This is a genomic window from Ruania suaedae, assembly GCF_021049265.1.
In the GTDB taxonomy this organism is placed as follows: Bacteria; Actinomycetota; Actinomycetes; order Actinomycetales; family Beutenbergiaceae; genus Ruania; species Ruania suaedae.
In genome coordinates, this window is sequence record NZ_CP088018.1 from 2,469,551 (window position 1) to 2,491,052 (window position 21,502).

19 protein-coding genes are annotated in these 21,502 nt (G+C 70.6%); 7 read left to right on the plus strand and 12 right to left on the minus strand.

Features of this window, described 5'->3' with window-relative positions; translation table 11 throughout:
• From LQF12_RS11350 to LQF12_RS11360, 3 genes are read right to left on the minus strand one after another with little or no spacing between them, the layout of a single operon-like run.
• Entirely contained in the window at positions 1 to 933 is a 933-nt protein-coding gene (locus LQF12_RS11350) for a tetratricopeptide repeat protein (RefSeq protein ID WP_231053045.1), read from the minus strand.
• 10 nt (positions 934 to 943) lie between these two features.
• Positions 944 to 1,978 (minus strand): DUF8094 domain-containing protein, encoded by a 1,035-nt coding sequence (locus LQF12_RS11355; RefSeq protein ID WP_231053046.1) that lies wholly within the window; start codon positions 1,976 to 1,978, stop codon positions 944 to 946.
• A complete protein-coding gene (locus tag LQF12_RS11360) occupies positions 1,978 to 3,264 on the minus strand; it encodes a hypothetical protein (protein ID WP_231053047.1) in 1,287 nt (428 codons plus the stop codon). The genes LQF12_RS11355 and LQF12_RS11360 overlap by 1 nt, the downstream gene beginning before the upstream one ends.
• A gap of 171 nt (positions 3,265 to 3,435) precedes the next feature.
• On the opposite strand from LQF12_RS11360, the gene LQF12_RS11365 reads away from it, so the two are divergent.
• Positions 3,436 to 4,758, plus strand: coding sequence for a coiled-coil domain-containing protein (locus tag LQF12_RS11365; protein WP_231053048.1), 1,323 nt, complete (start codon positions 3,436 to 3,438; stop codon positions 4,756 to 4,758).
• A gap of 6 nt (positions 4,759 to 4,764) precedes the next feature.
• Here LQF12_RS11365 and LQF12_RS11370 read toward each other — a convergent pair whose 3' ends face one another.
• Positions 4,765 to 5,232: a GNAT family N-acetyltransferase gene (locus tag LQF12_RS11370; RefSeq protein WP_231053049.1), complete on the minus strand. Its 468-nt coding sequence runs from the start codon at positions 5,230 to 5,232 to the stop codon at positions 4,765 to 4,767.
• A 51-nt stretch (positions 5,233 to 5,283) separates the two neighbouring features.
• Here LQF12_RS11370 and LQF12_RS11375 point away from each other — a divergent pair, with 51 nt between their 5' ends.
• Positions 5,284 to 5,739 carry a hypothetical protein gene (locus LQF12_RS11375; RefSeq protein WP_231053050.1) on the plus strand — a complete coding sequence of 152 codons (456 nt, stop codon included), beginning with the start codon at positions 5,284 to 5,286 and terminating at the stop codon, positions 5,737 to 5,739.
• Here LQF12_RS11375 and LQF12_RS11380 read toward each other — a convergent pair.
• The 5 genes from LQF12_RS11380 to LQF12_RS11400 all read right to left on the minus strand — a co-directional run bounded on the left by LQF12_RS11380 (position 5,699) and on the right by LQF12_RS11400 (position 11,425).
• Complete coding sequence (locus LQF12_RS11380; RefSeq protein WP_231053051.1) at positions 5,699 to 7,369, minus strand: hypothetical protein; 1,671 nt, start codon at positions 7,367 to 7,369, stop codon at positions 5,699 to 5,701. The two genes, LQF12_RS11375 and LQF12_RS11380, sit on opposite strands and share 41 nt — an antisense overlap.
• A gap of 4 nt (positions 7,370 to 7,373) precedes the next feature.
• Positions 7,374 to 8,225, minus strand: coding sequence for a carbohydrate ABC transporter permease (locus LQF12_RS11385; protein WP_231053052.1), 852 nt, complete (start codon positions 8,223 to 8,225; stop codon positions 7,374 to 7,376).
• Complete coding sequence (locus tag LQF12_RS11390; protein ID WP_231053053.1) at positions 8,222 to 9,163, minus strand: carbohydrate ABC transporter permease; 942 nt, start codon at positions 9,161 to 9,163, stop codon at positions 8,222 to 8,224. The genes LQF12_RS11385 and LQF12_RS11390 overlap by 4 nt, the downstream gene beginning before the upstream one ends.
• A 59-nt stretch (positions 9,164 to 9,222) precedes the next feature.
• A complete protein-coding gene (locus LQF12_RS11395; RefSeq protein ID WP_231053054.1) occupies positions 9,223 to 10,509 on the minus strand; it encodes an ABC transporter substrate-binding protein in 1,287 nt (428 codons plus the stop codon).
• 157 nt (positions 10,510 to 10,666) lie between these two features.
• Entirely contained in the window at positions 10,667 to 11,425 is a 759-nt protein-coding gene (locus LQF12_RS11400) for an alpha/beta fold hydrolase (RefSeq protein ID WP_231053055.1), read from the minus strand.
• Positions 11,426 to 11,544: 119 nt separating this feature from the next.
• Here LQF12_RS11400 and LQF12_RS11405 point away from each other — a divergent pair, with 119 nt between their 5' ends.
• Complete coding sequence (locus LQF12_RS11405) at positions 11,545 to 13,023, plus strand: glutamate-cysteine ligase family protein (RefSeq protein ID WP_231053056.1); 1,479 nt, start codon at positions 11,545 to 11,547, stop codon at positions 13,021 to 13,023.
• A 19-nt stretch (positions 13,024 to 13,042) separates the two neighbouring features.
• On the opposite strand, the gene LQF12_RS11410 is transcribed toward LQF12_RS11405, so the two are convergent.
• The gene (locus tag LQF12_RS11410) at positions 13,043 to 13,348 is read right to left on the minus strand and encodes an Rv1322 family protein (protein WP_231053057.1); all 306 of its coding nucleotides are present in this window, start codon (positions 13,346 to 13,348) and stop codon (positions 13,043 to 13,045) included.
• Positions 13,349 to 13,448: 100 nt separating this feature from the next.
• Between LQF12_RS11410 and LQF12_RS11415 the strand changes: the two genes are divergently transcribed.
• Genes LQF12_RS11415 through LQF12_RS11425 form a run of 3 tightly spaced genes read left to right on the plus strand, consistent with a single transcriptional unit; the run spans position 13,449 to position 16,608 of the window.
• Complete coding sequence (locus LQF12_RS11415) at positions 13,449 to 14,843, plus strand: extracellular solute-binding protein (RefSeq protein ID WP_231053058.1); 1,395 nt, start codon at positions 13,449 to 13,451, stop codon at positions 14,841 to 14,843.
• Complete coding sequence (locus tag LQF12_RS11420; RefSeq protein WP_231053059.1) at positions 14,840 to 15,751, plus strand: carbohydrate ABC transporter permease; 912 nt, start codon at positions 14,840 to 14,842, stop codon at positions 15,749 to 15,751. Before LQF12_RS11415 ends, LQF12_RS11420 begins: the two co-directional genes overlap by 4 nt.
• Entirely contained in the window at positions 15,748 to 16,608 is an 861-nt protein-coding gene (locus tag LQF12_RS11425) for a carbohydrate ABC transporter permease (protein WP_435531184.1), read from the plus strand. The genes LQF12_RS11420 and LQF12_RS11425 overlap by 4 nt, the downstream gene beginning before the upstream one ends.
• On the opposite strand, the gene LQF12_RS11430 is transcribed toward LQF12_RS11425, so the two are convergent.
• The gene (locus tag LQF12_RS11430) at positions 16,598 to 17,995 is read right to left on the minus strand and encodes a GH1 family beta-glucosidase (protein ID WP_231053060.1); all 1,398 of its coding nucleotides are present in this window, start codon (positions 17,993 to 17,995) and stop codon (positions 16,598 to 16,600) included. The two genes, LQF12_RS11425 and LQF12_RS11430, sit on opposite strands and share 11 nt — an antisense overlap.
• A gap of 5 nt (positions 17,996 to 18,000) precedes the next feature.
• The gene (yicI, locus tag LQF12_RS11435; RefSeq protein ID WP_231053061.1) at positions 18,001 to 20,271 is read right to left on the minus strand and encodes an alpha-xylosidase; all 2,271 of its coding nucleotides are present in this window, start codon (positions 20,269 to 20,271) and stop codon (positions 18,001 to 18,003) included.
• Positions 20,272 to 20,419: 148 nt separating this feature from the next.
• Between yicI and LQF12_RS11440 the strand changes: the two genes are divergently transcribed.
• A complete protein-coding gene (locus LQF12_RS11440) occupies positions 20,420 to 21,451 on the plus strand; it encodes a LacI family DNA-binding transcriptional regulator (RefSeq protein ID WP_231053062.1) in 1,032 nt (343 codons plus the stop codon).
• Positions 21,452 to 21,502: the final 51 nt, after the last annotated feature.

The following is a 21,502-nucleotide window of genomic DNA, read 5'->3' on the forward strand; positions in this document are numbered from 1 at the left end:
TCAGTAGAGGGCGACCGCCAGGCCACGGCGGGCCTTGACCACCTCGGGCGAGTCCTCCGGCGCCAGCTGGAACAGCTCGACCAGGCGCTTGTGCGCCGCCTCACGGTCAGGGCCCGCCGTCACCCGGATGGTGGCGAGCAGCCGCGAGAAGCCGTCGGCCAGCCGGCCCGAGGCCACCTCGACGTCGGCCGCGGGGAGCTGGGCCTCGACGTCACCGGGACCTGCCTGCTCGGCAGCGGCGAGGACCGCCTCGGGGTCCAGGCCGGTGAGACGGCGTAGCAGCTCCACCTGGGCCAGACCGGCGCTGGCTTCGGCATCGCGCGGGTTCTGGTTGAGCGCCTCGGTGAAGGCGGCGGCAGCGCCGTCGAGATCGTCGGCCTCGATGGCGTCGTAGGCGGCCTGGATGTGGGGCGGCAACGGGGGCTCGGCGGGTTCGGCAGCCTCGCCGGCCTCGGTGTCCTCGGCGGCGCCGGTCTCGACGCGGCCCGTCACGCCGTTCTCGGAGGCGGCCTGCATCACCTGGTCGAGCACGGACCGGATCTGCTCGGCCGGGTAGGCACCCTGGAACAGCGGCAACGGCTGGCCCTTGATGATCGCCACCACCGAGGGGACGGACTGGACGTTGAAGACCTGGGCCACGCGGGGGTTGGCGGCCACGTCGATCCGGGCCAGCAGGAACTGACCCTGGTACTCCACGGCCAGGGATTCCATCGTCGGCCCGAGCTGCAGACTGCTGCCCTCGCCCACCTGCCACAGCATCACCACGACCGGCACGCTCATCGACTGCTGGACGATGTCGTTGAGGCTGGCCTCGGTGACGTCGACGACCAGCCCGGCAGGGGTGTCCTGCGAGGGCGCGGGCGGCTTGGGGGCGGCGATCGCCGACAGGTCGACGGCTCCGTGCAGATTGACCGGGGTGTCTGGCTGGCTCATGCTCTCGATTCTAGTCGTCCTGGGAGCGGCTCACCTCGGTGAGCACCTCCTCGGCCCCGAGCACGCGCACCTGCGCGTCCTCGCCTTCCGGCGGGACGTACAGGGAGACCATCAGCCGGTAGTCGGCGTCGATGGAGGTGCCCACATCGGCGATCTCGCCCCCCTCGGAGTCGAGCAGGCCGATGGTCCCGCCGACGGTGAGCTCGGAGCCCTCGACGGTCTTGGTGTAGCTCTCCCGGGTGCGCAGCGCTCCGACCACGATGTAGCCGCCGTCGGCGGTGGCCAGGGTCGAGACCTCCTGCTCGGGCACGCTGGTGGAGAAGGCGAACTCCCCTGCTTCCTCGAACTCCGCGGCCTCCGACGCCGCACCCTGTCGCTCACCGACGAGGTCACGGAAGACGTCGTCGGCGAAGTCGGCCGCCTCGTCCGCCTCGGAGTCGCTCAGGACCTCGGCGTAGGCGGACAGCGCCCCGGTGGGCGTGTAGACGTACCCCTCGGCATCGTCGGGGACAGGCGCGCTGCCCTCACCCGGGATCGCGGTGCCGGGCATCTCCGCACCGGGCAGCAGCCGCACCCAGCTCTGCAGGAGGTACTGGCTGCGCGGGGCCTCCTGCCGCAACGTCAGCAGCAGTGGCCCGTTGGCCTCGTCCGGGATCTCGGTGACGACCATCACGGTGCGCGGCCAGGTGTCGGTCTGGGCCACGATGTCGACGTCCGAGGCAACGGTCAGCGGCTGCGGCGTGTAGGGGTTCTCCGCCTCGGCGGTGGCGTCGGCCAGGGCGTACTCGGCCGCCCGCACACTCAGCGCCGGATCCTCCACCCGGGGCTCGAGCAGTTCGGCGTCGCGGTCCTCGTCCGCCGCGGCGATCACCTCGCCGAGCTCGGCGAGGACGCGGTCCAGTCGGGGTTCGTCCAGCGCCGGGAGCGTCTCGGTCTGCTCCGGCGGCGCCTCTGGCTCCGGGACGGGGATCGCGCACGCCGCGAGCAGCGCGCCGGTGGCGAGTACAGCACCGGCACCGCTCAGCAGTCGGTGGGAGCGTCGCATCACCGCTCCTCCTCACTCTCGGGGGGATCTGCCGGGTCGGCAGGATCGCCGATACGCCGACTCAGACCCAGGCCCCACGTCTGGCGCCAGGAGGCACCCGAGGCCTGGGCGTTCGGGGAATCCGGGCCCGTGGGCCGGTCCGGCTCGTCGACCTGGTCCGGCTCGTGGGGAGTCCCGGACGCGCCGGCACCGATCGTCGGCGTGCCCCAGCTGGACGGGTCACGCAACGAAGCGCCGGCGCTCTCCTCGTCCGAGGAGGGCGTCGTCATCTCAGCTGGGCCTCGGCGCTGCCACCACCGACGGCGGGCGGTCTCGACCTGCGCAGGCTCGGCCGTATCGGGCGCACTGTCGGGCTGGTCGGGCTGCTCAGCCTCGTCGTCGGTGGGACGGCCGCTACGTACCCAGCTGTCCAGATCACCGGCCCCGTCCTGATCGGACTGCTCCGTCTCCGGCTGCTCCGAGTCGCTGTCGTCCTTCCGGATGACCTGGGTGCGCTCGGCCTCACGCAGCTGCCGCCGGGTGAGCGGGGCGCCGTCGGGGCCGGTCAGGCTCGCAGCGGGAAGCACGATCGTGGCGTCCTCGCCCTCGCCGGACTCCGCGCTGCGTGAGCGGGCACGCTTCTCCTCACGGGCCATCAGCAGCAGGACGGTCAGCCACACGGCGCCGATGAGGAAGAGCACCGAGCCGACCACGATCCCGGGCACCATCAGCGGCGTCGTGACCTCACGGTCCCAGGTGAGGGCGACCGACGGCGCCGGTGCGGTGCCGTCGGTGGCGACCATCATCGTCCAGTCGCCCTCGACCTGGCTCCACTCGTAGGTCAGTTCCCCGGTGCCGGTCAGCTCTTCGATCCACAGGTCCGAACCGGCCGGGTCGGGCACGGTGCTCGTGGCGTCCTCGGCGGCCTCCTCGTCGGCGGGCTCCTCACTTGGGCTCTCGCTCGGCTCGGCAGGCGCGGACTCCTCCACGCGGAGCGTCTCCCAGCTGCTCAGGCCGGTGATCTCGAGGGCGTCGGCCCCGTCCAGCCAGGCGCGCACCTCGGCGGTACGTCCCATGACGAGCACCAGCGGGGTATCCGCGTCGGCCCCGGTGAGCCTCACCTGGACGTCGGGGTTCACCGTGGCGAGCACATGGGTGCGTGCGAGCACCACCGGTGCCTCCGGCTCCTGCGGCAGGGTCGCCGTCACCGTCTCGTCGGGTCGCCACACGGTGCCCGAGCCGATTCCTGCTGCTGCGGTGCCCAGTCCGAGCACGATGAGCAGGATCGCGAAGATCCGTCCTAGCACGCGCGTTGTCGCCCTTCTGGAGGTGGAAGGCTGCCAGCCCCCCAGGGTACGTGACCCATCTGTGATCATCCACGTCCGGTGACCGGACCCACATCCGGCCCGGCTCGGCGCGCGCTCAGGCCACCCAGTACGCTGGCACGGAATCCATGCTCGATCACGGCAGGAGAACCCGTGGCAGACGAGACCTCGTCCTTTCCCGTTGTCATGCGCGGATACGACCGCGCCCAGGTCGACCAGCACATCCATACCCTCGAGCGCCGGGTCACCGACTCCGAGCGCAAGCTCACCGAGGCGCGCGCCCAGGTGGAGTCCCTCGACTCGCAGGTGATGCAGGTCTCGGGCGAGCTCGCGGACGTCCAGGCGCAGCTGCGTGAGGCCGACAAGCCGAGCTACGCCGGGCTGGGTGCGCGGATCGAGCACCTGCTCCGGTCCGCGGAGGAACAGTCCAGCGACGTCGTCACCCAGGCGGACCAGCACGCCCGGGAGATCCTGGAACGCGCGCAGGTCGCGGCCGACCAGCTCACCGAGCAGGCCGAGACCGAGTCGGCCGAACGACTCTCCGCCGCCCGCCGTGACGCCGAGAGCGCCGTCGAGCGGGCCACGTCCAAGGCCGAGGGGATCCTGCTGGCCGCCCAGAGCAAGGCCGAGGAGCTCGTCGGGTCCGCCGAGCGCGAAGCGGCCCGGATCGCGAGTGTGTCCACCACCGAGCAGAGCGAGCGCCGGGCCGGGCTCGAACGCGAGCTCGGCTCCCTGCGCGCGACCACCGAGCAGGAGGTCGCCGAACTGCGGGTCGGCGCGGAGCGATCGGCGCGCGAGCTCCGGGCGGCCAGCGAGACCGAGGCCACCGAGCTGCGCGAGCGCGCCCGGACCGAGGCGCTGAACCTGCGCGAGGACGCCGAGCGCACGGCGGGCGCCACGATCTCCGCCGCCGAGGAGCAGGCCACCGAGATCCTGCGCAGCGCGAACGCCGAGGCGGACCAGATCCGCAGTTCGGTGGCGCAGATGCGCGAGGACGCCGAGCTCGAGGTGGCCGCCCGCCGCGCGGCCTCGGAGGAGTCCGACGCCGCGATGCACGCCCAGGCCAAGGCCGACACCGACGCCCTGGTCGCCAGCGCGCAGGCGCACGCGCAGGAGGCCGAATCCCGGGTGGCGCAGGCCCTCGCCAAGGCCGAGGAACTGCGGACAGCCGCCGAGGAGCAGGCCGAACAGATCCTCGACGAGGCGCGCGCCAGCTCCGAGCGGCTGGTGCAGGAGGCCCGTGAGAACGCCGACCGCCTGCGCAGCGACACCGCGGCCCAGACCGACCGTGAGCGCCGCAGCGCCCAGCGGCACGTCGACGACCTCAACCACCAGCGCGAGTCGATCACCGGCTACCTGGACGAGCTGCGGGCGCTGCTGGGAGCCGGACAGGTGGTCGAGGCCGCCGAGCTGGTGGCGGAGTCCGACGACACCGAGACCGAGGAAGAGCCCGAGGACGCCCCCGTCAGGGACTGATCGAGGTCAGCGCACCATCCGGACGGCGACTCCGCTCCCCGCCGGCTCCTCGGTGCCGTCTGCCACGAATCCGTGGCTCTGCATGAGGGCGAGTCCGCGGCTCTCGCCGCCGGGTACCCAGAGCACGCAGGGCGCGTCGCCCACGGCCAGCTCGATCAGGTGCTCCGGGGTGGAGGGGTCCTCCTCGCTCGAGAGCACCATCAGCGAGGCGAGCTGCAACGAGCGCACGGCGCCCGGGCCCAGCGCCTGCACGCGGGCGCACCCCACCGCCTCGCCGTCCCGGTGGGCCAGCCACACGGTGGGCCCCGTCTCGAGGACGAGCAGCTGCTCCCACGCGGTCACGCTCGTGAGTTCCTGCGGGTGCTGACCGCGCGGGTCGAGCACCCACTCCTCGCGCGGGGTGTCCGGCGCGTGCAACCGGTGCAGCGCCGGGGCGTCGAGGGCGTGGGCGAGCCGGATCCGTGCGGAGGTCATCGGCACATGCTACGAGTGCGAGGCCCCTCGCCCCGCCCGTACGCTGGGCGGGTGGGAACGGAACAGAGCTGGGCGAGCCGGCGCAGGGAGGCAGCGGCCGAGCACGAGCGCCGGCTGGTGGCCCGGCAGGCCTCGGAGAACGCCCGGGCCCAGGAGTTGCTCGAGCGCTTCGCCCGCGTCGCCGGGCAGGCCGGCTTGCCGACGTCCGCGCTCGAGGTGCAGGGCTACGGGGGCCGCGGTAGCGCACGCACGCCCCTGCGCGGCTGGTACCTGCGCGTGGATCGCACGGCCGCCGTCGGCACGGACGGGTCGTTCTACGTCCTCACCGCGCCGCTGGGCATGTGGGACCGGCTGCGCGGGGTGGCGCCGGAGGCTAAGCCGCCACCGCTCGTGCTCGGCGCCGGTGGCAAGGACGGCGACTCCATCGACCTGCGGGACGCCCTCGAGCGCCTCCTGCCGGGCTGGGCTAGCGATCAGCCCGAGGAACCGTCCGCCCCCGGATCGTGAGAACCAGGTCGTCGCTGGTGCGGCCGGTCACGTAGACCCGCGGTCCGGTGACGGCGTCCGTCCCACCCAGGAAGGTGTAGGCCTCGCCCGGGTGATAGACCGGCGGTCGATCGGCACCGGTGCCGTTGCCGGGACCGACGACGATCTCCTCGTCGCCGACGCGATAGGTGGCCTCGCCCTCGACGAGCTCGACCGCTCCCCCGCCCAGGTCGCGGCCTCCGGTCAGCGTTCCCCCGGGGCGGAACGCCAGCTCGAGCGCGAACGGCACGTCCGCGCCGGAGAAGCCCACCTCGAGGCTCACGCCGTCGTCCTCCTCGCGCACCCGCACGCGGGTGGAGAGGCGGACCTCGTCGCTGTCACGCTGGGAGAAGGCCATCGCCGCGGCGAAGCGGCCTTCGAACTCCACCGGGTACGCGCCGTCGGGCCGGCGGTGCTGCTCGGCGAGGGGCTGGTAGTAGCCGGTGGCCAGGTCCTCGCCCAGCACCGCCGTGCCGTCCGGATCGGCGGCGAGCCGACCGCGGAAGGGGCCCAGGCCGAAGAAGTCGCGCGAGAGCCGGACCGAGTCCAGCAGCGCCGCGCCGTGGCGCATCCGCAGCAGGGTCGGGTTGCATGCCAGCCCCGAGGCCACCCGGCCGGCCGCGGGCACGTCGGAGCCGCCGTAGACGGTGAGCATCCGCTCCGCGTCCTGCCGCCGCCAGAGGCCGAGCTCGAACCGGCGGTCCACGGGCTCGATCACGCCCTCGGGGAGCTCGCCGGCGAGCGAAGGGTCGATCAGGACGTGCAGGAGCGCCTCGACCGGGTCGAAGCGCGGGGCCGTCTCGGCGGCCCGGGCGGCGGCGGCGCAGCGCGGGCACCCGGCCACGGCGAAGACGCGGAACTGCGTCGCGAACGGGCCGGTCGGGAACGCCTCGCGCTGGTCCTGGCGCCGGGAGAGGACGGTCTCGACCTCGCCGGCGTCGGTCAGGTCGATGACGGTGTGCAGGGCGCGATGGACGATCCCGCGCAGGTCCTCGCGGCCCAACGCCGAGGCCAGTGTCAGCAGACTCGGGTTGGAGACGTGGGCGGCGTAGTTGGCCGAGCGCTCCGAGTACACCCCGTCCCGGTCGACGTCGACGCCCTCCGCCAGCCACTGCCGGGCCCGTTCCAGGCCGCGCTGCTGCCCGGTGACCCGGGCCAGGCCCACCAGTGCCGAGGAGATCTCCCACCGGTGGTTGGGGGTGTGGACCCCACCGCCGACGACGGCGTCCATCGCCCGGGCGGCGATGTCACCGAGCCCCTGGCGCACCGGTGCCCAGCCGGTACTGCTGGTCCTGCCGTCGAGCAGCTCACACACGAGCACCAGGTCGTTGAGGGTGAAGCTGGAGTCGGGCGGCGAGTCCACGTTGTCGCCCGAGGTGAACAGACCGCTGGGGGCCTGCAGCCCGTGCAGCTGCTGCAGCCACTGCTGCGCGGCCAGGATCGGTTCCTCGCGACCGGACCAGCGCGAGCCCGGCGCGAGCGCACATGCCGCCGCCGTCCTGATCCGGCGCATCACCTCCCGGTGGGCGATGGCGGGGGCCGCGCCGTCCAGGAGCGCGGCGAGGGTCTCGTCCGCCGCCGCGGTGACCCGGGCGGTGTACGGCGTGGTCATCGGGTCAGTCCTTCAGGCCGGAGTTCATGTCGGCGCTCATGATCTGGCGCTGGAAGATCAGGAACAGGATGATCATCGGCAGCAGCGAGATCACCGAGGCCGCCAGCAGCACCGACCAGTCGATGTTGTCCGCGCCCACGATCGAGCGCAGTGCGATCTGCAGGGTGTACTGGTTCGGGTCGTTGAGCACCAGCAGCGGCCAGATGTAGTCGTTCCAGCGCCACTGGAAGGAGAAGATCGCGAGCGTCACGGCCATCGGCTTGGCCAGCGGGAGCATGATCGAGAAGAACGTGCGGATCTCGCCGACGCCGTCGATACGAGCGGCCTCCAGCAGCTCGTCCGGCACGGTGCGGAAGTACTGCCGGAACATGAACACACCGGTGGCGGTCACGATCGAGGGGATGATGATGCCGGGAAGGGAGTCGTACAGCCCGAGATCGCGGATCACCACGAAGGTCGAGGGCATGATGACCTCGGTGGGCAGCATGGTGGTGGCGAGGATGCACATGAAGAACACGTTCAGCCACCACGCCTTGTACTTGGCGAGCGCGTACCCGGTCATCGAGGACACGAGCACGGTCAGAGCCGTGGTCACCACGGCCACGATGCCGGTGTTGGCGAAGTAGCGGGCGAAGTTGAACCGGCTCCAGGCGGCCTCGTACCCGGAGACCGTCCAGGTCTCCGGCAGAATCGACAGCGGCAGGCTGAACAGCTCGCTGCCGGGCTTGAAGGAGCTGAGGATGAACCACAGCAGCGGGAAGGCGTAGACCGCGACGAGGACCCACAGCAGCACGGTGCCGGGAACGACCGAGGGCTTCTTGCCCCGCACGGGTGCGGCCGTGTGCGTCGAACTCACTGGACGTCCTTCCGGTCGAAGCGCATCTGGATCAGCGCGATCACGATGAGGATCCCCATCAGCACCATCGAGGCGGCGCTGGCGTAGCCGATGTCGCCCCGCTCGAAGCCGGTGCGGTAGATGTACTGCACCATCAGCACGTTCTCGGTGCCGGGTCCGCCGCCGTTGAGCGCCTGGATCATGGCGAACTCCTTCATGCCGCCGATGGTGGTCAGCAGCACCACCAGGAAGGTGGTCGGAGCCAGCAGCGGCAGGGTGATGGTCCGGAACCGCTTCCATCCCATCGCACCGTCGATCGCGGCGGCCTCCAGGTAGGACTGGGGGATGTTGCGCAGCGCCGCGATGAACAGCAGCATCGTGAACGCGGTGCCGCCCCAGGTGCCGGCGATCAGCACCACCACCAGGGCGAGCTCACCGTTGGTCTGCCACTGCACCGGTCCGATCCCGAAGATGGACAGGAAGTAGTTGAAGAACCCGAAGTTCTCTCCGAACAGCCACCGCCAGATCACCCCGTTGACGATCGGGGAGATCAACCAGGGGAAGAAGAACACCGCGCGCGCCACCGTCTGCCCGCGGGCGAGCCTCGTGGTCAGCAGCACTGCGAGGCCGAGCGGGATGACGTAGTGCAGCGGGACCGATAGCCCGACGAACAGGAAGGTGCGCGCGAGCGCACTGTAGAACTCGGGGTCGCCGAACAGCCGGGTGTAGTTGTCGAAGCCGATGATCTCCGGCGTCCCGAAGCCGCGGTAGTTCGAGAGCGAGTAGATGAACCCGAAGACGCCGGGCCAGACGAAGAAGAGCGCGAACAGCACGACGGCAGCCGCGATGAAGATCAGCGGCGCGAGCGTCTGGCCGCGGCGGATCGCGGGGCGTCGGCGGCGTGGGGGCCGGGGCGCCGGCGCAGCCTGCTCGACCGGCTCGGCGGTGGACGCTGTCATGGGACTCCTTCGAGGATCACGGGTGCGCCCGTCCCCAGGGGCCGGGCGCACCCCTGGGGTCAGCGGATCGAGGACAGCGACTGCGTGAGCTGATCCTTGATGTTCTGGATCGTGGCGTCCACATCCTGCTCGTCGTTGAGGTACTTCACGACCTCATCGCGCAACGGGTCCCCTTCGAGCTGCAGGCCCTCGGCCTGGAACTCCAGCTCCTGCGCCTTGACCTCACCGGCGATCGGGTCGCATGCGGCAATCTCGTCGTTGTAGAGCTGGAAGAACTCCTGGTTGTTCTCGTAGGTGATCTCCAGGCCCTCCACGGCCGGCAGGAAGCCAGAGGTCTCACTCAGCTCGGTGTAGTTCTCCGGCTGGTAGAGCCAGCTGACGAAGTCGTAGGCGGCGTCGGACTGGTCACCCTCGAAGACCACGATGTTCGCGGCGTTGCCGAAGTTGGTGGCGCGCACCGGCTGCATGGGCAGGTAGACCGAGACCCACTCGAAGTCGGCGATGTTCTCCTCGAAGTCGGCGATCTGCCACGAGCCCGAGAGGTAGGAGACCACGTCGCCGCTCTTGAACAGCGCGTTGGGGTCGCCGTCGGAGAGCCACACCGAGCGCGGCATGAAGGAGTCGTCGTTCAGGCTGTAGAAGTACTCCAGCGCCGGCTTGGTGTTCTCGTTGGTCTGGTACTCGTCCCCCTCCGCGATGAAGGAGTTCGAGCCGAACTCGTACAGGAACGCCTTCAGGCGGTGCGAGGTGCGGTCCATGACCATGCCGTAGCTGGTCTCGGTGGCCTCCTGCACGCGCTGGACGGTGGCCACGAACTCGTCCCAGGTCCAGATCTCGTCCTCGGACTGCGGGAAGCTTTCACCTGCCTCGTCGAACAGCGTCTTGTTGAGGAACAGTCCCACCGCGGTGACGTCACTGGGCAGCGAGAGCACCGCGCCCGACTCGTCGATCACCGACAGGTCGGTCATGGCGCCCGAGGCCTCGGCGATTTCACTCAGATCGCGGCAGGCGTCCTTCCACTGCGGGTCGAACCCACCGGGTCGGGCCAGCGCGGGCAGGTCGTTGGCGAGGGCGGCGTTGCGCAGCCGGGTCTGGAGATCATCGTTGGCGACATCGACGATCTCGATGCGCACGCCGGTCTCCTCTTCGTACTTGGTGGCCATGTGCTGGTAGCCACCACCCTGGTTGGCGTCACCGGAGAGGTAGAACTGCAGCGTCGTGCCCTCGGCACTGCCGCTGCTCTCGCCACCGGAGCAGGCGGAGAGGCCGACGGCTGCGGCACCGCCGGCGAGACCGCCGACGATGAGCTGGCGGCGGCCCAGGACTGGCTTGAGTACAGGGTTCATGAGTGCACCTCTCGTCCTTGAGTGCGTCAGGTGGCGTCGAAGCCGACACCGGGCGCGTGGGGAAGCGTTGTCCACGACAGGTTAGGACAACGTGGTCAGATTCTCAAGGTTTGTCCGGACAAACCAGGTCACAAGTCGGACACATGTGACAACCGCCTCAGCCGGCTGACCCGGCTGAGCGAGCGAGATCGGCCAGCGCACGCGCCACCGGTGCGGGAGCCTCAACGGCGCTGAGGTGTCCTGCGCCGGCGAGCTCCACCGTCTCGGTGCCCAGCGTGGCGGCCATCCGCTCATGGTCCTCGCGCGAGGCCGGCGCGTCCTCCTCGCCCCGCAGCACGAGCGCCGGGATCCGGAGCCGCTCGAGTGCGGCCAGCCGGTCGGGCCGGGCTGCCATCGCCCGCTGCGCCCAGGCAATGCCAGACGGCGGAGCCTGGGAGAGCCATTCACCGACCTGCGTCCGGGTCGCCTCGGAGGCGGAGGCGGCAAGCAGGGTGTCGATCATCGGAGCGACCACCGAGGCACCCTCCCGGGGCGCGGCCTCGGCCATCTCCAGGCGCGCGTGGCGAGCATGCTCGGGGTCGACGCCGGCCTTGGTGTCGAGCAGTCCGATCCCGGCGAGCACGTGCGGATGGCGTTCGGCGAACGCCAGCGCGGCGTATCCCCCCATCGAGAGGCCGGCCACGACGGCGCGCTCGATCCCTCGATGGGCCAGCGTCTCGGCGAGGGAATCGGCGTAGGCCTCCAGGCCGCCCTCCACCGGGGGCGAGGCACCGAAGCCGGGGGCATCGACGGTGAGGACCGGCAGATCCCGTAGCTCTGCCAGGACCGGCCCCCACATCCGTGAGTCCAGCGGGAAGGCGTGCAGCAGGACCAGCGGCGTGCGGCCGGCTGGGCCATGGGTATCGACGGAGAGCATGGGGTCCTTCCTCGTGCGGGTGCGCCCCTGAGGGTACTGAACCACTCGCGCGCCGCGCCCGGGGATGGTGGGATGGGAGCACGCCGGACGGCGTTCGGGCGGGCGTGAAGGAGAGCGCGATGGGCGAGGACATCAGCACCACGTCGTTCTCACGGGAGCACCGGCAGCGCTATCGGGAGAAGGTCCGGCGCTGCCTGGACGTCTTCGAGGAGATGCTCACCTCGCACCACTTCGAGCATGCTCCCTCGCGCACCGGGATGGAGATCGAGCTGAACCTGGTCGGTGCCGACCAGCAGCCCACGATGAAGAACGCCGAGGTGCTCGCCGAGATCGCCGATCCCGCGTTCCAGACCGAGCTCGGGCGCTACAACATCGAGCTGAACGTCCCGCCGGCCGAGCTCTCCGGTGAGGCCGTCCTGGAGCTGGAGCACAAGCTGCGCCAGGATCTCAACCACGCGGAGCAGCGTGCGGCGCGCCACGGGGCCGCCATCGCCATGATCGGCATCCTGCCCACCCTGCGCCCGGAGCACCTGGCCGGCAGCTGGATGAGCGCCAGTCCGCGGTACCGGGCGTTGGAGGAGGCGATCTTCGCCGCGCGCAGAGAAGATCTGGATCTCGACATCGATGGGCCGGAGCCCTTGCAGATGAGCACCGGGACGATCGCGCCCGAGTCGGCGTGCACCTCGGTGCAGCTGCACCTGCAGGTCGCCCCCACCGACTTCGCCGCGCACTGGAACGCCGCCCAGCTCCTCGCCGGACCGCAGCTGGCGCTGGCGGCGAACTCGCCGTATCTGTTCGGCCACCAGCTCTGGCCCGAGACCCGCACCGAGTTGTTCCTGCAGGCCACCGACACCCGCTCGCCCGAGCTGCGCAACCAGGGGGTACGTCCACCGGTCCACTTCGGTGACGGGTGGATCACCTCGATCTTCGACCTGTTCGAGGAGAACGTGCGCTACTTCCCCGCGCTGTTGCCCGAGTGCACCGAGGAGGACCCGGAGGCCGTCCTGGCCGGCGGGCACACCCCGCAGCTGCACGAGCTCCGGCTGCACAACGGCACGGTGTACCGCTGGAACCGCCCGGTCTACGACGTCGTCGACGACGCCCCGCACCTGCGCGTCGAGAACCGGGTGCTGCCGGCCGGTCCGACGGTGGTGGACACGCTGGCCAACGCCGCCTTCTACTACGGCGCCATGGAGATGCTCGCCCGGGAGGAGCGCCCCACCTGGACGCGGATGTCCTTCGCCGCCGCCCGCGCCAACTTCACCGCCGGTGCCCGCGCGGGGGTCGAGGCCGAGCTCTACTGGCCCGGCTTCGGACAGGTGCCCTGGGACGAGCTGGTGCTGCGTCACCTGCTACCGATGGCAGCCGAGGGACTGGCCCAGCGCGGCGTCGCCGCCAGCGTGATCGACCGCTACCTGCCGATCATCGAGGCGCGGTGCACGTGGCGGCGCAACGGCGCGTCGTGGCAGACCGGGACCGTCGCGGCGCTGGAGCGCCGCGGGCTCGACCGGCCGGCGGCGCTGCGGCAGATGCTCCGGCTCTACCTGACCGGGATGCACGCCAACGAGCCGGTCCACACCTGGGAGACGCCGTCCTGAGCGCGTGGCGGCCCGCCGCTCAGCGTGGGCCGCGACGGTGCCGGGCGCGCCAGCACCCCGAGTGCCAGTGCCGCCGCTCGGCCAGCGCCGCCTCCGCGCCGAAGAGGTGGTCCTCGCCCCAGGCCACCACGTGGGCCACCCCGGGTGGGATCTCCTGATCGCAGCCCGGGCACCGGTAGGCCTTGTCCGAGCCGGCGACCGGCCGGACGTTCCAGCGGCCACCGCCCGGACCGGGCTCGACCCGCGGTCGCCCGCGCAGCACGGCCTCCGCGTCGAGCTCGGGATGCGGCTCGGCGTAGCGGCGCTTGCGGGATCGGCGGACCACACCCCCAGTATCCCTGCCCACGGCAGCGTCGGGTCGCGGATCCGGGCGGAGTGGGTGAGAGTGGTGCCCGGGGCACCGTCACCGTGGATGGGGAGAATCGATGCACAGTCGCACACCCGGACCAGCCGCGTCCGCACGGGGGCCGGACCGCCGCACCGTGCTCAAGATCGCCGGCGGGAGCGTCCTTGCGCTCCCGATCGCCGCCTGCGCCGGCAATTCGGCGGACCCGAACACCGTGCGCATCAGCTACCAGCAGTTCGGATCGGGCACGATCATGCGTGACTACCTCACCGGGGTGATCCAGACCTATACCAGCGACCACCCCGAGGTGACTGTGGAGCTGGTTCCGCTGGTGGCCGCCGAGGAGGACTACTTCACCAAGTCCGAGCTGATGATGTCCTCCGCCCGCACCACCCCGGACCTGGTCTACGAGGACACATTCATCCTGCAGTCCGACGTCGCCGCCGGGTACCTGCGGCCGGTGGGCGACTACATCGAGGGCTGGGACCTGTGGCAGCACTTCTACCAGCCGGCCAAGGATGCGGTGACGGCCGAGAACGGCGATCTCTACGCCGTTCCCACCCATACCGACACCCGGGCGCTCTGGTACAACCGGCGCCTGCTCGAGGAGGCCGGTTTCCCCCATCCGTGGGAGCCCGGCTCCTGGCAGGAGCTGCTGGAGGCGCTGCGCGCCGTCCAGTCCACGCACCCCGACGTCGTCCCGATCAATGTCTACTCGGGCAAGCCGCAGGGTGAGAAGGCCAGCATGCAGGGGTTCGAGATGTTGCTCTACGGCACTCCGGACCGGCTCTACGACCAGGAGGAGAAGGCCTGGATCGTCGGTAGCCAGGGCTTCATCGACTCCCTGGAGATGATCCGGACGCTGTTCACCGAGGAGCTCGCCCCGGCTCTGAACCGGGCGCTGGATCCCAATCTCTCCGAGCTCGTGGCCAACACCTGGATGCCGGAGGAACAGATCGCGGTGGTCCTCGACGGCAGCTGGATCAGCGCGCCGTGGGCCTCCGGCGGCGCCTCCCCCTGGCCGGAGTGGGAGGAGGTGCTAGACGTGGCACCGATGCCCACCCAGGAGGGCCAGGACCCCGGCGTGGTCACGCTCGCCGGCGGCTGGTCCTGGGCAATCCCGGACCTGTCACCCCGGCCCGACCTCGCCTGGTCCTTCCTGACCGAGATGCTCACCACCGAGAACATGGCGGCGCTGGCGGCCACGGACAACCAGGTGACGATCCGGGAGGACGTCGCCCAGCACCCCGACTACCAGGGGTACTCCCCCACGATCGACTTCTTCACCGACCTGGTCGAGGACGCGGAGTACCGGCCGGCCTATGCCGCCTACCCGCAGATCTCGGCGCAGATCCAGGCGGCGATGGAGACGGTGATGACCGGTCAGGGCACGCCCGAGCAGGCGGCCCAGAGCTACGACGCGGCGGTCCGGGAGATCGTCGGGGCGGAGAACACGATCGAGGCACAGCGATGACCGCGACCACCGCCGCCCAGGCGCCCGCCAAGCCCGACCTGCGCCGCACCGCCACCCGCGGGCTGCCGCTGGCCCCGGCGGTGGTGCTGCTGGTGCTGTTCCTGGCGGGCCCGATCGTCTACGCCGTCTACCTGGCGTTCACCAACCGCGCGCTGCGCGGGGAGGGCGCCGACACCACCGACTTCGTGGGCCTGGCGAACTTCACCGATGCGCTGAGCAACCCGGAGTTCTGGAACTCGGTGGTGCTCACGCTCGTCTTCACGATCGTCTCGGCCATCATCGGCCAGAACATCCTCGGGATGGTGCTGGCGCTGCTGATGCGGCGCGCGGCCAAGATCGTGGCCGGGATCACCGGGGCCATCGTCGTCTGCGCGTGGATCCTGCCCGAGGTGGTCGCCGCCTACCTGTGGACCACATTCCTCGGCGACGAGGGCTCCCTGAACCGCATCCTCGGCACGCTCGGCCTGCCGGACCAGAACTGGCTGTTCGCGCTGCCGATCCTGGCGGTCTCCTTCGCCAACATCTGGCGCGGGGCCGCGTTCACCATGCTGATGTACACCGCGGCGCTGTCGGAGGTCTCCACCGATGTGGTCGAGGCCGCGCAGATCGACGGTGCCGGCGCGGTGCGCCGGTTCGTCTCGATCACGGTGCCCATCATCCGGCGCACGATCATGACCAACCTGATGCTGATCACGCTGCAGACGCTGAGCGTGTTCGGGCTCATCTTCATCATGACCGGGGGCGGGCCGGGAACCTCGAGCCAGACCCTGCCGCTGTACATGTACGAGCAGGCCTTCTCCTTCGGCCAGCTCGGTTACGGCACGGCGGTGGCTCTGCTGCTGCTGCTGATCGGAGCGCTGGCCTCGATCGCCTATCTCCGTATGCTCCCGCGAGAGGAGAAGATGTGAGCGCCGTGGCCACCGCTCCCGCCAGCGGTCGACCGACCCGCGCCCGTGTCGCCGACGGGATCTCCAACACCCTGCTGGTGCTGATCGCCGCCCTGTTCTCGGTGCCGCTGCTGTGGGTCATCTTCGCCTCGATCCACCCCGACGCCACCCTGGCCGTGCAGTTCCCCACGAGTCCGACGCTGGGCAACTACGACGCCGTGCTGAACGAGGAGACCACGTACCGGCCGATGTGGAACTCGCTCGTGCTGTGTGGCGGCGGCACCCTGATCACCGTGGTGTGCTCGGCCCTGGCGGCCTATCCGCTCTCGCGGTACAGCTCCCGGGCCAAGCGGCCGTTCCTGCTGACGATCATCTTCGCCACCGGACTGCCCATCACCGCGGTGATGATCCCGGTGTACGCGATGTTCGTCCAGGTCAACCTGGTGGACTCGATGCTCGGCGCGACAGTGTTCCTCGGGACCTCCGCACTGCCCTACGGCATCTTCCTCACCAAGAACTTCATGGACGGGGTGCCCAAGGAGCTGGAGGAGAGCGCCTGGACCGAGGGGGCGACGATGATGCAGACGCTGCGCAAGATCGTGCTCCCGCTGATGCGCCCGGGCACGGCTGTGGTCACCATCTTCACCTTCGTGCAGATGTGGGGGAACTTCTTCGTGCCGTTCATGCTGCTGCTCTCGCCCGAGAAGCTGCCGGCGGCGGTGAGCCTGTACACCTTCTCCAGCCAGTACGGGCAGGTCGCCTACGGCCAGCTCGCCGCCTTCTCGATCCTGTACTCGCTGCCGGTGGTGGTGCTGTACCTGCTGCTCGGACGGCGCCTGGGCGCCGGCTTCGCGATGGCGGGCGGGGTCAAGGGGTGAGCGGGTCCAGCTCACCGGTCGCGACGAGACGGGCGTACCAGCGCGCCGAGTCCTTCGGGGTGCGCGCCTGGGTGTCGTAGTCCACCCGGACGATCCCGAACCGGCGCTCGTAGCCGTAGGCCCATTCGAAGTTGTCGAACAGCGACCACACGAAGTAGCCACGCACATCCGCGCCGGCCTCACGTGCGCGACGGACGGCATCGATGTGCCCGCGCAGGTAGCCGATGCGGTGGGCGTCGTGGACGATGCCGTCGGCACCCACCTCGTCCTCGAACGCGGCGCCGTTCTCGGTCACCATCATCGGGACGCGGTACTCGTGGTGCAGGCGCACGAGCAGCTCCACCAGGCCGTCGGGATCGATGTTCCACCCCATGGCCGTGTGCGGGCCGGGTACCGGTGGCAGCTCCACATCGTCGGCCCCGACCCACGGGCTGTGAGGAGAGTCGCCGTGCGTGGTCGAGCTCTCGCGCGCGCCCCCGCGATGTGCCCGGGCGATCCCGGTGCAGTAGTAGTTCACGCCGAGCACGTCGACCGGCTGGTGGATCAGCGCCGTGTCCCCCTCGTGCACGAAGGAGAAATCGGTGAGGTGGGCGACGTCGTCGAGCAGATCCTGCGGGTAGTACCCGCGCAGCATCGGGTCGAGGAAGATCCGGTTCCCGACGGCGTCCACTCGCCTCACCGCGTCCACGTCACCCGGGTCGCCGGGGTCAGCCGGGCGATTGACGTGGGTGTTGAGCGTGACCGCGAGGGTCACGTCCGAACCCAGCTCATCGCGGATGGCCGCCACGGCGAGGCCGTGGGCGAGGTTCAGGTGGTGGGCCGCCTGCAGGGCCGCGACGGGATCGGTGATCCCCGGGGCATGCACACCGGAGGCATAGCCGAGGAAGGCGGCGCACCAGGGTTCGTTCAGGGTGGTCCACATCCTCACCCTGCCCCCGAGCTCGCCGGCCATGAGGCGGGCGTACTCGGCGAAGGCATGGGCGGTGTCCCGGTTCGTCCAGCCGCCCGCGTCCTGCAGCTCGGCCGGCAGATCCCAGTGATAGAGCGTGACCACGGGGGTGATGCCGGCTTCGAGGAGCGCGTCGACCAGGCCGGAGTAGAACGCGACGCCCTCGGGGTTGAGCTGCCCGCCTCCCCCGGGCTGCACGCGCGGCCAGGAGATGGAGAAGCGGTAGGCACCCAGGCCGAGGTCAGCCATCAGCGCGACGTCCTCACGCATCCGGTGATAGTGGTCGATCGCCACATCGCCGGTGTCACCGTTGAACGTCCTGCCCGGAGTATGGGAGAAGACGTCCCAGATCGAGGGGCCGCGCCCGCCCTCGGTGGCGGCACCCTCCACCTGGTAGGCGGCGGTGGCCGAGCCCCAGACGAAGTCGGGTCCGAACATGCGCCTCACTCCTCGATCGTGACGGTGAGGCTGCTCCCGGCAGCCTCCTGCCGCCGCCCCCGGTGCACCAGCGCCCACCCGGGCGCCTGGCCCCGCACGAGCGCGGTCTCCAGCCGGCCACCGGACCGGCGCACGGTGAACTCGGCGGCGCACCCTCCGCCGTCGGGGGTGGGCACCTGCACGGACACCTCGGCGCCCTCGGCCGGCTCGAAGACGTGCAGCTCGACGCCCTCGGCGTAGGGATAGTCCGGGCGATCGGTGCGGGATCCGAAGGCGATCACGCTGCCCGGGCGTGCGAGGAGTGGGACGGAGTCGAAGCCGTGCCGCTCGCGCACCCACCGGCCGCCGCTCACGCGCTCGCCAGTGAGCACGTGCGTCCAGGTGCCCTCGGGCAGGTAGTACTCGACCTCGCGCGGATCGAAGACGGGTGCCACGAGCAGATCCGAGCCCAGCATGTACTGCGTGTCGGCAGCCGAGGCGGAGCGGTCCGCGGGGAAATCCATCATCATCGGGCGCATCACCGGCACGCCCTCGGTGGTGGCGACCTGCCCGGCGCGGGCGAGATAGGGCATCAGCCGGTGCTTGAGGTGGGTGAAGGTGCGGGTGACCCTCACCGACTCCTCGTCGAAGGCCCACGGCACCCGGTAGGAGCTCGAACCGTGCAGCCGGCTGTGGGAGGAGAGCAGGCCGAAGGCCACCCAGCGCTTGAAGACCTCCGGGGCCGGCGTGCCCTCGAAACCGCCGATGTCATGACTCCAGAAGCCGAAACCGGAGGCCGCCAGGGAGAGCCCGCCGCGCAGCGATTCGGCCATCGCGAGAAAGGTGGACTCGCAGTCCCCACCCCAGTGCACCGGGAACTGCTGCCCACCTGCGGTGGCCGCGCGGGCGAAGACGACAGCCTCGCCCCGACCCCGCTCGTCCTCCAGCACCTCGAAGACGCACTGGTTGTACAGCTGGGCGTAGTAGTTGTGCATCCGTTGCGGATCCGAGCCGTCGTGCCAGCGGACGTCAGTGGGGATGCGCTCCCCGAAGTCGGTCTTGAAGGCGTCCACCCCCTGGCGCAGCAGCGTGCGCAGATGCCCCTGGTACCAGGCCCACGCCTCGGGGTTGGTGAAGTCCACCAGTGCCATTCCCGCCTGCCACATGTCCCACTGCCAGACGTCGCCCTCGGCGGTGGTGACCAGGTACCCCTTCTCGGCGCCCTCGGCGAAGAGGCGGGAGCGCTGGGCGATGTAGGGGTTGATCCACACGCACACCTTCAGGCCACGCTCGTGCAGGCGCCGCAGCATGCCCTCCGGGTCGGCGAAGGTCGCCGGATCCCAGACGAAGTCGGACCAGTGGAACTGCCGCATCCAGAAGCAGTCGAAGTGGAAGACCGACAGCGGCAGGTCGCGCTCGGCCATGCCGTCGATGAAGGAGGTGACGGTGGCCTCGTCGTAGTCGGTGGTGAACGAGGTGGACAGCCACAGCCCGTAGGACCAGGTGGGCACCTGCGCGGGGCGGCCCGTCAGCGCGGTGTAGCGGCGCAGCACGTCCTTCGGGTCCGGGCCGTCGATCACGTAGTACTGCAGGTGCTGACCGGCGACGGAGAACTGGGTGCGGGAGGCCACCTCGGAGGCGATCTCGTAGGAGACCCGCTCGGGGTGATCGACGAAGACGCCGTACCCGCGGTCGGAGAGGTGGAAGGGCACGTTCTTGTAGGCCTGTTCCGAGGAGGTACCGCCATCGGCGTTCCAGACGTCGATGCTCTGCCCGTTCTTGACGAGCGGACCGAATCGCTCGCCGAGGCCGTACAGGTGCTCACCGATCGCCAGGTCGTGCTGCTCTCGCACGTAGGACCCGTCCGGGGCGTCGATGACAGCGGTTCCCTCGGCGCTCGCGGTGGTCAGGATCGTACCGTCGCCGCGGACCAGGTCGAGCCGCCAGGGACCGGCAGCGGCGACGCGCGCGGTCAGATCGCCCGTGGTGAGGGTGGCCGGGCCGTCCGCAGGCACCTCGGTGGACACCGGTGCGCTCCCGGTGGCGAGAGCGAAGTGGGGACCGCGCGGGCGGCGACCGGCGAAGTGCTCGATCCGGACACCGATCACGCCCTCTGCCGGTGAGTCGATCCGGATGGTGATCATCGGCCGGTTCAGCGTGTCCCCCCGACGGCGCAGCGGCGCGGTGGCCGCATGCACGAGGAGGTGGTCGCCGCCGTCCTCGACGCTCTCGACCTCCCGGGGGCGCAGGATCTGCACTCCCTCGCGCGGGAGCCAGTAGCCGTCGGTGAACTTCATGCTCGTCTCCTCGCGGGCCACGTGCCCGGACATGGTGTTGGCGCAGCTGGACTTCGACTCTCGTTGTCGAAGCGCTTCAACACGGTACCGTCGGCACTGTACGGGCCGGTGGAGCTCCGGCGCAAAAGTGAGGACGAGGAGGACGACGGTGGCCACGATCGACGATGTCGCCCGCCACGCGGGTGTCGCCGCCTCGACCGTCTCCTACGTGCTCTCGGGTAAGCGTTCGATCTCCGCCGCGACGCGCACACGGGTCGAGGCCGCGATCAGCGAACTGGGCTATCACCCGCATGCCGGGGCCCGCGCCCTCGCCTCGGCGCGCACTCAGGTGATGGCGTTGATGGTGCCGCTCCCGCTCACTCCTGGGACCTCGATGCTGCGACCGGAGGTGGATGTCAATGTGCTCATGCAGTTCGTGGCCGGCATCGCTCCCCGGGCCCGGGTCCAGGGCTATGACGTCCTGCTGGTGACAGACGACGATCCGGCGGCCGGCCAGCGCCTGTGGGCGGGCTCGACCGCAGACGCGATCATCGCGATGAGCGTGCAGACCGATGACCCCCGCATCGATCACCTGGCGCGGGCGAAGGTGCCCGCGATCCTGATCGGGCTCCCGGCGGATCCGCACGGGCTGAGCTGCGTCGACTTCGACTTCGAGGATGCGGGTCGCCTGGCCGTCCGGCACCTGGCAGGCCGAGGCCACCGCCGGATCGCACTCGTCGGTCCGCCTCCGACGACCTTCGAGCGGCGGATGTCCTTCGTCGAACGCATGGTGCGGGGGCTCGCGCAGACCGCTTCCGCATGCGACGTCCGCCTCGATGTCATCCCGACGGCCGCTCGGCGTGATGCGGTGGCCGCCTCGATGAGCGAGGTCCTCGACGTGGCGGACCGCCCGACGGCGCTCGTGGTTCATCACGAGGCCGCCCTCCCGAGCGTGCTCGACGTGCTTCGCGACCGCAACTGGCGCATCCCCGAGGACATCTCGGTGATCGCCGTGGCGCCGCCGAGCATCGCCGAGCAGCAGGCCGCGCCGCTGAGCTCGATCGAAGTGCCTGCGCACGCCATCGGCGCGACGGCCGTGGACATGGCGGTCGCGGCACTGAGCGGTGCCGGCGTCCCGGAGACCAGGCTCGTCCGCGCCGGACTCACCGACCGCGCCAGCACGGCGGCGCCCCCCGCCTGAGGTCGGCGCCGCACGAGGGGAACAAGCGCTTCGACGCGGACCGGCCGCTCT